15 protein-coding genes and 2 pseudogenes are annotated in these 15,134 nt (G+C 40.4%); 6 read left to right on the top strand and 11 right to left on the bottom strand.

What is annotated here, in order from left to right:
• Window positions 1-661, bottom strand: a pseudogene (locus CK510_RS13960) (hypothetical protein); the annotation flags it as partial.
• 174 nt (window positions 662-835) lie between these two features.
• Between CK510_RS13960 and CK510_RS13955 the strand changes: the two are divergent.
• Window positions 836-1,087 (top strand): hypothetical protein, encoded by a 252-nt coding sequence (locus tag CK510_RS13955; RefSeq protein WP_095722277.1) that lies wholly within the window; start codon window positions 836-838, stop codon window positions 1,085-1,087.
• A gap of 182 nt (window positions 1,088-1,269) precedes the next feature.
• Here the strand turns inward: CK510_RS13955 and CK510_RS33970 are convergent, their stop codons facing one another.
• Both CK510_RS33970 and CK510_RS13950 read right to left on the bottom strand, forming a co-directional pair.
• A complete protein-coding gene (locus tag CK510_RS33970; RefSeq protein ID WP_281257019.1) occupies window positions 1,270-1,395 on the bottom strand; it encodes a hypothetical protein in 126 nt (41 codons plus the stop codon).
• 200 nt (window positions 1,396-1,595) lie between these two features.
• On the bottom strand, window positions 1,596-3,503 hold the full coding sequence (locus CK510_RS13950) for a DEAD/DEAH box helicase (protein WP_158224902.1): 1,908 nt from the start codon (window positions 3,501-3,503) through the stop codon (window positions 1,596-1,598).
• A gap of 537 nt (window positions 3,504-4,040) precedes the next feature.
• Between CK510_RS13950 and CK510_RS13945 the strand changes: the two genes are divergently transcribed.
• From CK510_RS13945 to CK510_RS13935, 3 genes are all read left to right on the top strand, one after another.
• A complete protein-coding gene (locus CK510_RS13945) occupies window positions 4,041-4,250 on the top strand; it encodes a hypothetical protein (RefSeq protein ID WP_245912140.1) in 210 nt (69 codons plus the stop codon).
• A 1,015-nt stretch (window positions 4,251-5,265) separates the two neighbouring features.
• Complete coding sequence (locus tag CK510_RS13940; protein WP_095722274.1) at window positions 5,266-6,072, top strand: hypothetical protein; 807 nt, start codon at window positions 5,266-5,268, stop codon at window positions 6,070-6,072.
• A 23-nt stretch (window positions 6,073-6,095) separates the two neighbouring features.
• Complete coding sequence (locus tag CK510_RS13935) at window positions 6,096-7,151, top strand: hypothetical protein (RefSeq protein WP_095722273.1); 1,056 nt, start codon at window positions 6,096-6,098, stop codon at window positions 7,149-7,151.
• A gap of 35 nt (window positions 7,152-7,186) precedes the next feature.
• Here the strand turns inward: CK510_RS13935 and CK510_RS13930 are convergent, their stop codons facing one another.
• The 6 genes from CK510_RS13930 to CK510_RS31025 form a co-directional block, all read right to left on the bottom strand.
• The gene (locus CK510_RS13930; RefSeq protein WP_095722272.1) at window positions 7,187-7,789 is read right to left on the bottom strand and encodes a CDP-alcohol phosphatidyltransferase family protein; all 603 of its coding nucleotides are present in this window, start codon (window positions 7,787-7,789) and stop codon (window positions 7,187-7,189) included.
• 637 nt (window positions 7,790-8,426) lie between these two features.
• Window positions 8,427-9,083 (bottom strand): SDR family NAD(P)-dependent oxidoreductase, encoded by a 657-nt coding sequence (locus CK510_RS13925; RefSeq protein WP_095722271.1) that lies wholly within the window; start codon window positions 9,081-9,083, stop codon window positions 8,427-8,429.
• 44 nt (window positions 9,084-9,127) lie between these two features.
• Window positions 9,128-9,523 (bottom strand): nuclear transport factor 2 family protein, encoded by a 396-nt coding sequence (locus CK510_RS13920; protein WP_095722270.1) that lies wholly within the window; start codon window positions 9,521-9,523, stop codon window positions 9,128-9,130.
• 108 nt (window positions 9,524-9,631) lie between these two features.
• Complete coding sequence (locus tag CK510_RS13915; RefSeq protein WP_095722269.1) at window positions 9,632-10,249, bottom strand: NADPH-dependent F420 reductase; 618 nt, start codon at window positions 10,247-10,249, stop codon at window positions 9,632-9,634.
• Between the two features lie 132 nt (window positions 10,250-10,381).
• Window positions 10,382-11,308, bottom strand: a complete 927-nt coding sequence (locus CK510_RS13910; RefSeq protein ID WP_095722268.1) for an AraC family transcriptional regulator — start codon at window positions 11,306-11,308, stop codon at window positions 10,382-10,384.
• 95 nt (window positions 11,309-11,403) lie between these two features.
• On the bottom strand, window positions 11,404-11,649 hold the full coding sequence (locus CK510_RS31025; RefSeq protein WP_143289301.1) for a hypothetical protein: 246 nt from the start codon (window positions 11,647-11,649) through the stop codon (window positions 11,404-11,406).
• A gap of 98 nt (window positions 11,650-11,747) precedes the next feature.
• Here CK510_RS31025 and CK510_RS13905 point away from each other — a divergent pair, with 98 nt between their 5' ends.
• Window positions 11,748-12,068 (top strand): MerR family DNA-binding transcriptional regulator, encoded by a 321-nt coding sequence (locus CK510_RS13905; protein ID WP_211293193.1) that lies wholly within the window; start codon window positions 11,748-11,750, stop codon window positions 12,066-12,068.
• A 67-nt stretch (window positions 12,069-12,135) separates the two neighbouring features.
• Window positions 12,136-13,122: an aldo/keto reductase gene (locus tag CK510_RS13900; protein ID WP_095722267.1), complete on the top strand. Its 987-nt coding sequence runs from the start codon at window positions 12,136-12,138 to the stop codon at window positions 13,120-13,122.
• A gap of 55 nt (window positions 13,123-13,177) precedes the next feature.
• Here CK510_RS13900 and CK510_RS31765 read toward each other — a convergent pair whose 3' ends face one another.
• Window positions 13,178-13,354 (bottom strand): hypothetical protein, encoded by a 177-nt coding sequence (locus CK510_RS31765; RefSeq protein WP_158224901.1) that lies wholly within the window; start codon window positions 13,352-13,354, stop codon window positions 13,178-13,180.
• A 107-nt stretch (window positions 13,355-13,461) separates the two neighbouring features.
• Window positions 13,462-15,134, bottom strand: a pseudogene (locus tag CK510_RS13895) (ATP-dependent DNA helicase); the annotation flags it as partial.

Genomic DNA, 15,134 nt, shown 5'->3' with positions numbered 1-15,134 from the left:
CCCCCACACTTCGTCCCTTCAATTGGTCAGTGGAAATTATCAAATCATAACCATTCCCTATCTCGCTTAAATCTCGTGGAGCGAATGTACCTTTTCCCAGTTGCCAAGTTTTAATCAGTGGTTGATTTTCGTCATCTACATCTAACCCAGCATATCTTTCTTTAATGCCAAAACGAGTTTGAAATGGTGTTGCTTCTTGATTCCCCAAAGATGTATGAAGCCTTACATCTATTTTCCCATCACCGTCACCAACAAGCGCGATCGCATCCGAATTTGGCATCACCCCACCATTTTCACCAGTGTTCGCATCCACTACCAAAACTCGTAAATTTTCCCGCTCCGAGAAACTTTTACAGGGTGTAAACAAATTTGAACCGTATGCAGCACCAAAATGAGCTTGGTCAAACAGCTTTTCTCGCAACCCTTCATCCATAAAATAAAAGCGGCGATCGGCTGCAAATTCCAGGCTTAATCCTTGAGATGTAAATTGCTTCAAATCATCTTCTGTTGTCAATCCCTGATATACAACTCCCAATTTAAACGTGGCATTGGGTGCAAAATACTCTGCCAAACAGTATTCGATTTTTTCGATAATTGGCTCACCATTGGCGATAATTGGTTTACCCGTTTTAGTACAGAAGTGTTCGAGATAAATTGCCATAAACCAGGTTGATTCATCATTTCGTCTCCCAATCTATGGATTTATACGTTAATGAGTAGTACATCTGAGGTCGAGAACTTGTCTATCACTAACGACGTAAAATTACATCTCTTCGCTGGATTATTGTATGATTGAGATGCATTAGTATATTTGTATTATTGAGGGAGTAAATTTATGGATAATGCCAAACGAATCGTATTACAACCTTCAATTTGGGATACGGATAATTTGGGAGATTTAGTTGCAGAAGGTGTTATAGATTGCGACGATTTATCATTACGTGCTGTCGGCGAATCCCAAAGAGAGGAATATTTGCGTTTATCACGAGAATGGGACGAGAAATTGGAAGATTATTGGAATTCTATTGGTTGGGAAGAATTCAAAGTTCAGTATGAATTATTAAACACAGAGGAAGGGAAAATATGAATTAACGATTGGGATGATTGAATTGGTGGCTAATCGGGGAAAGCTCTGTTAATTTACATACCAGAAATGGTAGGTTTCAATCTGCGGAATTTCCCCTTAGTATAAAAAAACTAATTAGGATTTACAAGTTGTATCGATAAATTACCGAACGGAAAAAATTTCCTATCGGGCAAAGGCAATAGTTAAATCATAGCTGCCGAGTTAGGGGTTTGCCATAAACGGTCGATATAGTTACGTACTTCTACTGGCGATCGCTCACTGTAGAACGCAGTTCTGCCAAAATCCGCTCTACTTTTTCCGGTTCTCATCAAAAATTGCTGGCTTACCGAATGGCAAAAGTTGCCTATCGGAGAGAATGAATCCCAAATTATGAGGATGCTAACAAAGTTTTGACTAATTGATGGAGTGATACTAATTGGCTAAAAAGTCTAAGCTTTTATCAAAATTGCTTTTCAGTTTTTTGTTTTTGTAGCCTAATTCATTAGGTATTGAAATCATTTATTCCACTTTAAATCCGGCGCAAATCTTCAAACCGACAACTAATTTCGGTTGCATTGAGATTCAGTAAACTTTTCCTTTCAGGATAATTAACATAACAAATTTCTGGGTTAGTTGGATGCATTCTCGTAATTCTACCACACCAATTATATGCAGGGCTATCCGGCTTATTACTTGCTACTTTTTCCCATACTCGCAAATTATGAGGATTTGGATTCTCTACAGTTGAGGTTGAAGTATTAGCTCTTCGTTCGGGAAATAGGATTAGATTTGGTTGATTTTTAACAGAAGTCGTATTGCTGTTATTTACATTAGCCTTAACATCATTTATCTCGCCACTTAATAATTTAAATAGATTATCTCTATCAATTATTTCATCATTCTGATTTACATGATTCTGAGATTTAACTTCGATTTCTGATACTTGTTTTATTGCCGAACTTGCAACCTCAGTATTTTCTGATATCTCCGAATTATTTTTCTCCTGCCATTTTCTATAAGCTTGCTTTTCGCGAATATTTAACCCATTCCAAACCCTTAATTTGGCTGTTGAATTTAATCGACCAACAAAAGATTTTACAAATGAAAAACTTTTATGTAGGATTGCATGTTTAACTGTAACAATCGATTTTTCTATTACTGCTTCATCTTGCGAGTGATAATCAATACCTTCACCTATCGCAATACCAATCAATTCCATCTGAGCTTGTAAAAGCTTCGGCTTGAGGGCAAATGTGGACTCATACTTAAACCGAGATTCTTTGTATGTAAAATCTAAATAGTTTGCATCAGGTGGAGATTTTAAGTCGAGGATTATCCACCAAGGTTTATAGTTAATTAGAGATGCAATTCTTTCAGAAACTCGAAATTTCACTTCTTGAGGACTAACATTCTTTTGAGTAAATGATTTTTGAAAATGTTCTGTAGCACGTTGTATTGCTGATTTAAATTCTCTTTTAATTAATCCTTGAATCTGTTCTTTCGCTATTGGCGAACCGGGGTTAGGGATAATTTCCAGCAAATAGCGCCAATAGTGTTGTACGTGAATTCCCCAAATTTCTGAATCATTGTTAAAAATTAACCCATCATACCAATCCATTGGAGGATTATAGTTAAATTCCTGCTCGAATAAATTATCAAGATTATCGATAGGTTTACATTTATTGTAAGCATTGACAGCACGAACTTTCAAAAATCGAAATTGTTGCTGTTGTTCCTGTGATAAAATTTCCTCAAACTTACGTTTTGTAGCTCTAACATTTTTCTTTTCAGAGTCGAATATATACCCACAAAAAGGGCAGATTTTCTCGTAGTTTGCAATCAAAGAATCGCATTGGGGACAAGTTTTGGTTGGGATGTGACAGTAACCTTGGTCTGTTTTGCTACGCCAGGGAGATGCGGAAAGTCCCAGAAATTTGGTTTTACTCAGAGCAACCACACCACCGGAATAGCACACCATAATTCTCTGCCAAATTTTGTAGTAAGAACCTGTGTGAGCTTCATCGAGGATAACTAAGTCTATATCTGGTGGTAATTCTCGGTTTTGCAGGGTTTGCAGCATAGCAATTTGCACGGGATTGGAGTAATCTGGCTCATAAAAATCCCTCCAAATAATGCTAGGTTCGATACCGAAGAATTTACTTAATTTATCCCTGGTTTGGTGAACTAATTTACCGCGATGAACCAAAAATAAAACCCGTTTCCCTTGATTTACCCAATCAGCGATAATTTTGGCAGCGATGATTGTTTTTCCCGCTCCCGTTGGTGCATAGAGCAAGATGGATATTTTGCCAGCATCAAATTTTTCGTATACATGAGAAATTACCTCAGATTGGTATCCTCTGAGGGTTAAATTCTGGCTGTTATGTGATGATATTGGTGTCAGCAATTCTCTTTTTTGATTATTAGTTAGTGCCACTTTAAATAAATTTTTGTAACTGTTCAATAAAATCGAATCAATGTAACTGGACAATTATTTGCGCTAATTGTAACTTCTCCTATCAAATACAACGATAATTTCTAACTATTGACGTATTTTGCGAACTCAATCTATCGAGAAAATCTACCAATATCGATAACCGCAATTCGATTTCCAACATGGGAAGCGATTTGGAGCGGTTTCACCAAAGTTAAGCTCTAGTCGCTACGATTAGTCGATCGCGCTTGTCGCAGTTGGAGACTTGCTCTGTATAGGCGATTTGGTGCATAATATTATTCCCTGTAAAAAGGTTGCTCATGCGGTCGCTTTTGCTTACGAGGCTTGGAGCGATCGCATGAGTATTTGCATAGAATTAGCATATACAATGACTATCTTTTTTTGTCAATGCAATTTTAGACGTTGTATATACAAAATTAATCGGAACCCCTATTTATATCGAACAAGTAAGTATATGCATTGCATAGACAAAAAAACAAAGCTAGTCTATGTATAGACAGATAAACTATGGGAAATACTATGGGTCAATTAAACATCCGAATTGATGAGGAGCTAAAAGAAGCTTTCATCAGAAAAGCGAAGGAGCATAATACCTCTGCTACAGAACTATTAATTGAATATATGAAGCAGTATTTAGTGACTCCTTATAAGAACGAGTCTCAAAAGATCGAGGAATTAGAAAAAAGACTTGTAAAAGTGGAGCAAGTCCTGGGGGAATTGGCAGCCTGAGAAGCGAACTTCTGTTTCTCAGGCAATGGCGCGATCGCGTTCGTAAGTCTTTAAAAGTTAATTCTAAATCCCCTGATGATGAATCGGGGGATTTTGCGTAGTTAGCTCGTATATACATTTTTATGCACTGCCTTGACTTGCCTATGCAGTGCATATACTATATAGATAATAGATTTAATACTCGCGGAGCGATTAGCTGGGTGAGTAGGTGTTGATTTTGTGCCGTAATCAGGCTCGATTATATCTTACGTTTTCGTATTAGCCTGCTTTTTGTACCTACAAAATTTCTGCAAATACAATGGGTTCACGAAGAAAGAAGGAGGAAGAAAGAAGAAAGAAGTACCCACCCGTTAATTGGGTAAGATTGAAACAAGCGCAAAGTTTGTGGGGACGGAATACGACACACAAAACTTTGTAAGAACATCTTTTTTTTGACTGAGAAGCTCTCTAACTCAGAACTAAAGTTTTTATTAGTTATTCCTTCTTATTCCTTCTTCCTCCTTACTTCTTCCTTCATTTGTAACTTAATATGGTAGACCCACAAAATATTGCACCAGCTAATACAATAGTTGAAACAGGTACTTGCTCAACTAGACAAACATATTGATGATTTTGTGAGCAGCGCAAACTGACACTCAGTGCGCTTGCGCTATCGCAATCAAGAAATTGTAATGACGGCATCAATTTAAATTGCCACTCCTTTATCCCTGTGCGTTCGCTTATTTTTAAACTCCAAATTGAATTAAAGCCTTAATTCAAAGGGAAAAGGGCGATTTTTAATTAAGCAGGGAATACAAGGTGATATTTATTACCTTGTTATTAAGTTTCTAGAAACATCTATTTAAGACATAGAGGGCTATCTATAAAACCATAAAAATGGCTAAAACCTTGTTTGAACTCAAAATGCTGGAATTGCTTGTAGAGCATAGATTGTAAGCCCTATAAGGGTTAATTAAATTTTCAGGTCAAAAATGAGCGAACGCTGAGTTATCCTGCGTTAAAAATTGGGGGAGATATGAACACTATATCTACGACGGGCAGCTATGCCTATACATTTGAGGTCAAAGATGAGTTAGGATTTTGCACTCGTCTAACCGATGGAGTTAGCGCAATGACGGTAACAGCACTGGCTGATTTTTGTGGTACACAACAGCAGACAATTACCCAATTACTTAACCGTTTAAGAGATTCTAGCCCCATCACGAATGATTTACCAAAATCCTTAGAATGCTTCGCTGGTAAAGAATGGAGACTCATCACGAATGACGAGAAAAATAGCTTGTTCGTAATTGACGAACTATGCCACGCCATTCTCGAATACTATGCAATAGATGCGAGAAAATATAAAGGCAAACAAGTCGCTGTTAGTAATTACCGGACGATTGCCAAAGCTGGATTAAGGGTATTTATCTGGTCACAAACTGGGTATTCTCCCCAATCATTTCTTAGTCACGACCAGATAGCGTTGCTTAACTTGATACCAGCTATGCAGGAGGCTATTAATCAACTCCAGTCACAAGTACAAAATCTACTACCACCATCAAGCGATTTTATTCCTCCCGGATGGGATGCGGATGTTTGGGAAGAATTACCCCCGCAAGATAAACGGCACTTTCGGTTTCTGTTCCGTCGTCGTAACTTTCAACCGAGCGAGCGTATTGAGAATGATGTAAATAGCTTGTTTGTGATGACAGAACAAGTCAAACAAAGGCAGAAAGAAGAATTGGTAAAAGCAGTTGGTAAAATATCATCCGACGAAAAAGAAGCCTTTGAAGCTGCAAAACAAGAAGCATTAGCGCGATTTCAAAATGAGCAAGCTTAAGTTCTCCTTGGAGGTATATAGATATGAGCAGACTAATTACCCCAGAATCCCCGCTTTTAGTGCCACCTCTATTGGCAGCAGAGATTGGTTTGGAGGAAGCATTGATACTCCAGCAGATACATTATTATTGTCAGATTTCCAAGCATGTCAAGGATGATGGCAGAATCTGGTTTTGGAAGACATTGAATGATTGGGGTGAGACATTACCGTTCCTAAAACCATCAAAAATTAGACGTGCGATCGCAAACTTAAAAGAAAAATTCAAACTAATTGATATTCGCCGTCACAGCGAAAAAACTTGGTATCAAGCAAATTGGTTCACAATTAACGTCGAGAATCTGGAAGCCCTATGGAATAGCATTTGTCAGAATCAGCAAATCAATGCGATCGCATTGAACACATCGAACTGTTCAAATTCAGCAGATGATATCAAAGACTTCCCTGCTCCCGAGTTCTCTCCACAACAACACGGTGTTGACGAGGAAAAAGTTGACTGGGAAAAGTTGGCAAAGGAAGCTGAGATTTGGGAACAGTCCCAGATTAGTTGCTGCGTTGATAAAACAGATTCTCTAGAAGAATCGTCAACCCAATGTCAAGAGCAGTCCGAGATTACTCACTACGCTGATAACACAGAACAAGTTAACTCGACTAACGCCAAAGATAGTAATGAGGGTAATTTTTCCGAAGCTGGGGCAAAAGTCGAAGTTGATATGACTTTACATAGTCCGACAAAACCTGAAATTCGAGAAATTTGCACTGAGTTAAAAAGATTACGAATTAATCCTGACCCTTGTTTGGGAGTAATTAAGAAATATTGGGAGAACGTGGAGAGTGCAATTTCTCGTGTCAAGGAAGCGGTTAAAGAGGGTTGGTGTAATAATCCCACGGGTTTATTTATCAATAGCTGTAAAAGTGGCGAAAAACCGAAAAATACTGTGGATACTGGGGTAAGTACTTGGTTTGAGTGGGCAAGGAGGGAAAGGATAGTACTAGCAATGTCGTCCGGTTTTGTTTACACGTTCCAAGGAGAAGCAGTGGAAATTGGGGAGATGATGCGACGGTATCCGAATAAAGAATGAAATTTTTGCGGAGCAAATGCTTTAATCTCACGGAGTTACACTCCGTCCTGACTGCTTGACGAATGCATCAATACTTTACGTAACTCCACTGCATGGAAGATACTCAAAATATCACATTGCCAAGTTGGTAACAACAGCGTCATGACAATTTCTTCTAAACTATTGAGCCAACAAAGCACAATTGCAAACCAAAGGGTGTTTGCATAACTAAAACCAAATAAACCTATTGTGGCAGCTAGAAGAGTTAACCCCCAGCTTTTGGCAGTGTATGTGTGGAAGCTAGGAAATTTTTTAAATTTAATCAGGCTAATGGCAAACAAAGTTAATTGAATTGCGATCGCAGATAATAAAGGTACTTGAAAATCGATGATTACTTGGGGATATACCAACCAAGTGCTAATTGCCACACACAAATACAAACAAATATCAGCCCAGCTATCTGCTTGACGAAGTTGGGGTGTACTTACCTTCAAGCGGCGGGCAATGATACCATCAAAAATGTCTGAAAGTACGGCAATAACGTAACCGATGATAAACCAAAAACTGGTTTTATGGTCTAAAGCATCAAAAACTAGTAAAGGAGCTAGAGCGAAACGCATTCCCACTAAAATACTTGGAAGATGTGACAGTTTTATCATCGTTCCCCACGTTAATTAAATTAGTATAAAAACTGTCGCGATATCGACAAATTTGCTACAAGTATAGCAATACTCATTTAAGCCCCTAATCATTCGTCAAATAAAAGGAATACTTAGATAACTTATAATCTTTCAGCACTTTTCAAAATGCCTGAGAACCTCAATAAAACGACATTTGGACAACGTTGTCTAAATGCTGGGATAGGGTTTAACCCAGAATTAATAGCGTTAATGTTTGCTCTTTCTACAATGGTAATCGAATCTATAATTCCTCCCATCTCTTGCATCGGTTTCAAAAATTGCGTGGCTTTCGTTCGTCAATTATAAACAAGCTATTTTCTTCAGCCTTTGCAATGAGTCTTCATTCTTTACCAGTAATCAATTTGTTCATGATGGGGTGGAATCCCGAATTAAGCTGAAACTAAAATTTACCGAAGTGTAAAATTTGCACTTCGGTGACAAGAATTGGACGAATTGGGTAACCTTTCACACTCCCCCCTACTTCTCAACGATAAAATAAGGGTTTCGAGCATTTTAAGGGGGGGGAATGAATAGTTACGAATTGGAAATTGGACATCCATTTAAAGTTGAATCACAACTCGGGGGTTTGAATTTGATATGCTTTCATCTTTTTCTTTTAGCCCTTGAACATAAATTCTATTTCGTATTCAACAGCTTGCTTTTGGTGCATGGCTAAAAATGCCTCGCCAATTTTGTCGGGGTCAAAACTAGTTCCTGGTGCTACCTCTCCCATAATGCTAATTAACCCCACTCGAATCGGAGTCTCTTGCAATTCCTGTGCAAGTGTCATGGCAAGACTGCGAATTCCGGCTTTCCCGATACTCATCGAAGCTGCACCATCCCAAGGATAATGCGCCCAGCCACCGCCAGTAAATAAGATACTTCCCTGTTCTTGAGCTTGCATTGCGGGTAGCACAGCTTTGGCTGCAACCAATGCTCCAACCACATTCGACTTGAAATCTTCGAGCAATTTATCGCCACTGATACTCGTTGGTTTGCCATAGCTGCCGGAGACGACGTTATAAATTAGGACAGATGGCATACCTTGGGTTTGAATTAAAGACGCGATCGCCTGTTCTAAACTAACTTCATCGCTGGCATCTGCCGCAACAATTTGACAATCGATACCAGCATCGGTAAGTGATTTGACTTCTTCTGCATACTTTTGCGGCGATCGAGAAATTAGCCCCAAACTAAAACCTGCTCGACCAAAAGCACGCGCTATCCCCAATCCAACACCTGTTCCAAATCCGACAATGATACAGTTCTTCATAATTAATCTAGTCCTTGATAAAGCATCTAAATTTTGGAATTGAATTAATGCATTAGGTTGTATTCTTTGGTTTTACCTTCAAAGCTAGCGGGATCGTAAAAATAACGTTCGTGAATTATTCTGCCATCTTTCCAGGTTTGCAAACCGACTTCTTCTAGATGAAAGTGATAGCCATCCTTTGTAGTTGCATCCAAGTGCATTTCCACCATCGAGCGATCGCCATCCACCAACACCGCATTAATTTGAAAATCGTGAATTTCCTGGACATTGGCATTCATCAGTTTTTGCCGTTCGATACTCAGAGTTCGTCCCACACGTGGAGGTTGCATATTTTCTTGCACAACCACATTTTCGTCGTAATAGCGATTATAAACTTCCTCTGGTGGTGGATTGGTTTTGAAAAATTCGAGTAGCTCGTGGATGCGGTTGTTTTCAGACATGGGGATTCTCCAAATGTTTGATTTTATTCGATTGAGTTGATTTTAGAAAAACTGATTACTTTTAGTAAATTAATGACGCGATCGCTCAGTTAAAACTTCAATAGAAACTCAAATGGAAGCCAGTAATTCGCGGGCTGCATCCATCGTCAGAGGTTTATTGTAAAGTAACCCTCCCGGTTCCTGGTTGATAACATTGCTGATTTTACCAGTATCAATTCCCGCAAAGCCACTATCCGTAATTAACTGGGAAACCGTCGATTTCGCACCAGTATCGTCCCCGCAATAAAACACAGTGTAGGGATTGGGAAGATGGTGTTCTTCAGCAAAGATTCGGGTTGGCAAAGTGTTGTAGGCTTTAACAATTTTGCTTTGGGGAAGTTTTTTGGCAAGTTCTAGAGCAGAACTGACGTTGGGAACCCGTTGAACTTCCCCGGCATTGTTACGTATGTAAGGATTGGTTGCATCGATGATGATTTTACCAGCCAGCTTTCCAGCAGATGCGATCGCTTCATCGGTAGTCCAGTAATAAACTGCCAAAAAAATAATATCTGCAAATTGGGCAGCATCTGCTATCGTACCTGCTTTGGCATTATTTCCAGCATCAGCTACCAGTGTTGCCAGTTTTTCGGGATTACGAGAACTAAATAACACCTCATGTCCTGCTTTTGCCCACAGGGTTCCCACTGTACCACCAATACCCCCGGAACCAATTACACCAATTTTCATGGAAATTCTCCTATTTGACTGCGTAAACATCGAAATCGGCGGTAAATGTGGCGAAATTAATTTCCGCAATGCCCAAATATTGCTGGGGTATCTGTAATAGTTAAGATAATTCCCACGACCTTGGTAATGATGCTACGTTCTTGCGGTATTTGGTAGATTCTTGCGATCGCTTATAACAACATGGGGAGTCACCCCCACAATCCGCTTGAAGTGGCGGTTTAAATGGCTCTGGTTGGCAAATCCAACTTCTGCGGCAATATCGGCAATTCCCAGGGAGCTATGCAATAAAAGTTCCTTTGCCCGTTCAACCCGACAGCGAATTACAAATTGGTGGGGAGCTAATCCTGTAGATTGCTTAAATAGTCGAGCAAAATAAAACGGACTCATCTGTACCAATGCTGCCAAATCTCCTAAACTCAAATCCCGATCCAAATAATCATTGATGTAGTCCGTTGCCTGCTGTAACTTGTGTTTTGGTAAACCGTGGCTCGTTGGTGGTACAACTGCTTGGCTAGCAACAGAATAATTTCGCAGCAGATGGAGCGCTAAGGTTTGGGCAATATTCTCTACATAAAGCCTGCCGCCAATTTGGGAAAATTCGAGTTCGGCTTTGAGTGCTAAAGCCATACTGTGAATTAAGGGATCGGGGGTTGACAATAGGGGTAAAAGCTCGATTGTGTCTTTTCCTAAAACCTCATTTGCTATTTGGGTAAGCAAAGTCGGTTCAATTCCCAGCAATAAAAATTCCGATTCCCGCTCCCAGCGCAAAATGTAGTCAATATTGGCAGGATATACGGCAATATTTCCCGGTAGAAATTGCTCTCGCTGCAACCGTCCATCAATCACCCGTTCAATTTTGCTAGCCGAACCCAGATTAATACTCAAAATATGCTGAGAAAGGCGATTTTCCGGCATCTCCCAAGCTGGTTGACGGTGGTGTGCTAGAAAAATACCCTGCCAAGCGGATGGATTGCTTACTTGTACGGGCGATCGCGGAAATATTTTTAAGAATGATTCTGCTTCCTTGAGATTGGCTGTTAGCGATCGCTCTTTGGTCACTTTTTTGCACCCCTAGTTGCACCCTTACTAATTACCCTATCAAAGATGCGAGCATAGTGTTGTAGAACTTCTGTCTCATCAAAGAGGTGTTTTTGTCAGTTTTCCAATGCTCGATCTACCTGCTTCAATGAAGGCTTCTCTTCAAGCGATGTCACAGACAAACTGCTACTCAAGTGAGAATGTCGTGCGATCGCATATGGAGGAATCGTAGCAGTTACCGCACATTCATGGAATGGAAATTGTTCAAGCACCTCTCTCTGTGTTTTGAAGCTGCCATTCGAGCTTGTCCAAGCATTTTTGGGATTAGTGAACCTTGAGTCTGTGATAACTACGCCAGCCAAAAGCAACGCGAATTAATTCCCTACATCCGACATTCCTTATCACAACGAAAAAATTAGGGGTTGACGATTAGTGCGCTCTAAGTTCTACAGTAGTGAGCATGGATACAGAATTGACAATTCAGCAGGTGGCTTCCCTAACGGGATTAAACGTGCATACATTACGCTACTACGAACGCAACGGTTTGCTTAAACCTGTCCCTCGTGCAGCTAATGGGCATCGTCGATATTCGTCGGTGGATATTGCCAGCATTGAATTTTTAACTAAATTGCGGATGACGGGAATGCCGATTCGTCACATGCAAAAATTCGCCAAGTTGATGCGGAAAATCCCCAAGGCACAATTAGCGATCGCAGAGAAATACTGGAAAGCCACGAGTCTCAAGTATTACAACACCTGGAAGAACTTCACCGCAATTTAGCTGTAATCCAGAAAAAAATTCAGTTGTACAAAGAATTGGAAATAACAAATCGAGGAGCAGAAAAGCAATGAAAACTCGAAAATTAGGGAATCTCGGTCTGTCCGTTTCTAGTATTGGACTCGGTTGTATGGGAATGTCTGAGTTTTACGGTGTTACGGATGAGGCAGAATCAATTGCTACCATCCATCGCGCTTTAGAAATGGGTGTGAATCTGTTGGATACTGCCGATATGTATGGAATTGGGGCAAATGAAGAGTTGGTAGGGAAGGCAATTTGTCATCGTCGTAGCGAGGTTATTTTAGCGACAAAATTTGGTATCCAACGCAACGGGGAAAGTGGCGAACGCTCTATCAATGGCAAGCCGGAATACGTACATCAAGCTTGTGATGCTTCCTTGCGGCGATTGGGAATCGATTGTATCGACCTTTATTATCTCCACAGGGTAGATACCAACGTACCAATTGAAGAGACAGTGGGAGCAATGGCTGAGTTGGTCAAGCAGGGTAAAGTTCGCTACCTGGGGCTTTCGGAAGCTGCTCCCGAAACCATTCGTCGTGCCCATGCAGTTCACCCAATTAGTGCCTTGCAGTCGGAATATTCTTTATGGACTCGTGAGGTGGAGGATGAGATTATTCCTACAATTCGGGAGTTGGGTATCGGTTTTGTGCCCTATAGTCCGTTAGGTAGGGGTTTTCTTTCTGGGGAAATTAAGAGTCCAGAGGATTTTGCGGCTGATGACTTTCGCAGGTTTTTACCGAGGTTTCAAGGCGATAATTTTAACAAGAATATCCAGCTTGTCGAACGGGTAAAGGAAATTGCTTCCAATAAAGGTGTAACTCCCAGTCAGTTAGCACTGGCTTGGTTGTTAGCACAGGGAGAAGACATAGTGCCAATTCCGGGAACCAAGCGACGCAAATATTTGGAGGAAAATATTGCTGCTGTGGAAATTATTTTAACGGAGGATGAATTACAACAGATTGAGGAATCAGCACCGAAGAATTTTGCAGTAGGAGAACGCTATCCGGCAAATTCGATGGGTAGTGTGAATCGTTAGCCAATGCGATCGCTGGTAGCTTCTTGATATAGTAGGTAAATTGTGGGGTGTCACATCAAATTAACTCCACAATTTCTCTGATTTTGGCAATTAAAAAATTAGTTTCCTCCAAATGATGCTTTTCTAATTCTCGATAACGTTCTTCCCACGATTTGCTTTCATCGGGTTGATATCGTTTCACTTTTATCCATTTATAAGTTTCTATAATTTCTCTTTTTTCTTCTGGTGTCATTTACAGTTACCTTTTATTTATTATTGCGATAGCATTATGATTGAATACGGTTATTGTGGATTTTCTACTCAAGCGATAAGCGGAACTTAAGACCAGAGGCATATCGCTTAAATTTGAGCCAGTCGTTCCCGCAATTGGGTATACCGTTCCTTCTGATTTACAGACCTTACAGCCATTGCGTTAGCGAAGCTTATCGCAGATATCGCCTTCTTGGAACCGACAATTATCGCCAATTTCTTCGCACGAGTTAACCCCGTATAAATCAAGTTACGTGATAGTAGCATGTAGTGTTGAGTGTATATCGGCATAATTACCACTGGGTATTCCGAACCTTGGGATTTGTGGATAGTCACACTCCAAGCTAAACCAAGCTCATTCAAATCTGCGTAGTCGTAGGTAACATCCCGCTCTTGGTACTGGACGATGACTTCCTGTTCCTCAGTGTCAATGTTGGTAATAAATCCGACATCACCGTTAAATACCTCACGGTTATAATCATTGGTAAGTTGAATTACGCGATCGCCTACCCGAAAAACAGTCCCACCTCTTGTTACTTCTAGTTTCTGTGGACTTGGAGGATTAATCAACTGCTGCAACACATTATTGAGATTGCGCGTACCCACCAATCCCCTGGTCAGTACAATTCGCAGTTCGCAGTTCGTAATTCGCAGTTAATTTCCAATTAATTAATTGCGAATTGCGAATTACGAATTGCCAATTGTTTGGTCATTGGGGATAATACTTGTACATCGGCTACAGGATTAAAACCAAGTTTAGGAATAAAATCTGTAATCAACTCACTAATTGCTTGAACACCATGTTCCGGTTGTTGCCCACCACCATGCCAAAGACAATCAGATTGAGGATTATTAGAAATTGGTTCAATATTTGGGTATTGCCCAAGGTTAATTTGGTGGGCACTTCTAATAATCGCACTTGTTTGGGCTTGGCGAAATATTTGAGTAAGACGAACTACGGGTACTTTTCCCGAACTCATTAAATCTGCTAACACCTTGCCTGGTCCAACGGAAGGTAGCTGATCATCATCACCAACCACCAGAATTTGGCTGTCTTCGGATATAGCTTTGATTAAACTGTATGCCAAGAATAAATCCAACATACTCGCCTCATCGATGATAATTGCTTTTTGCGGCAGGGGATTTTTCATATCCCTCTTAAACCCCATATTCTTGGGGTCAAACTCCAGCAATCTATGTACGGTTTTTGCCTCCAATCCCGTCATCTCAGTTAAGCGTTGCGCTGCCCGTCCTGTTGGTGCTGCGAGGGCAATTGATTTACCCATCGCCTTCCACAGTTCCACAATAGTACGCACACTAAACGTTTTCCCGGTTCCTGGTCCACCAGTAACTATTAATACTCGTGAGTAAGCTGCCATCTCCACAGCTTGTTGTTGTTGAGGTGAAAGTTCAACTTTGCGACTTTCGGTAAAACGTGCAAGCCAGGTGCGGACTCGTTCCATATCTGGATTGATGGGGCTTCTTAAACGTTGGGCGATTAGTAGTGCTAAATTGTTCTCTGTGTTGAAAAATGCAGGATTGTAACAAAGTAGTGTTTTGTCAGGGGAGCTTTCTCTAATTAGTTCGTCCGCGAGGGACATATTTTTGATGATTTGTGCGATCGCTTCTTCCATTGGTTGGTGGTCATCGGTTTTGAGGCATTTGGAAACTTCCTCAATTAATTCGGGTTGTGGTAAATAGCAATGTCCATCTTCCGATGCGGCATTGATTATATGGGTAATCCCAGCACGGTAACGAAATTC

Origin of the sequence: Brunnivagina elsteri CCALA 953 (genome assembly GCF_002289455.1) — a bacterium.
Classification (GTDB): domain Bacteria; phylum Cyanobacteriota; class Cyanobacteriia; order Cyanobacteriales; family Nostocaceae; genus Brunnivagina; species Brunnivagina elsteri.
The sequence above is the reverse complement of the archived record's forward strand: the minus strand, read 5'-3'. Positions and strand labels throughout refer to the sequence as shown.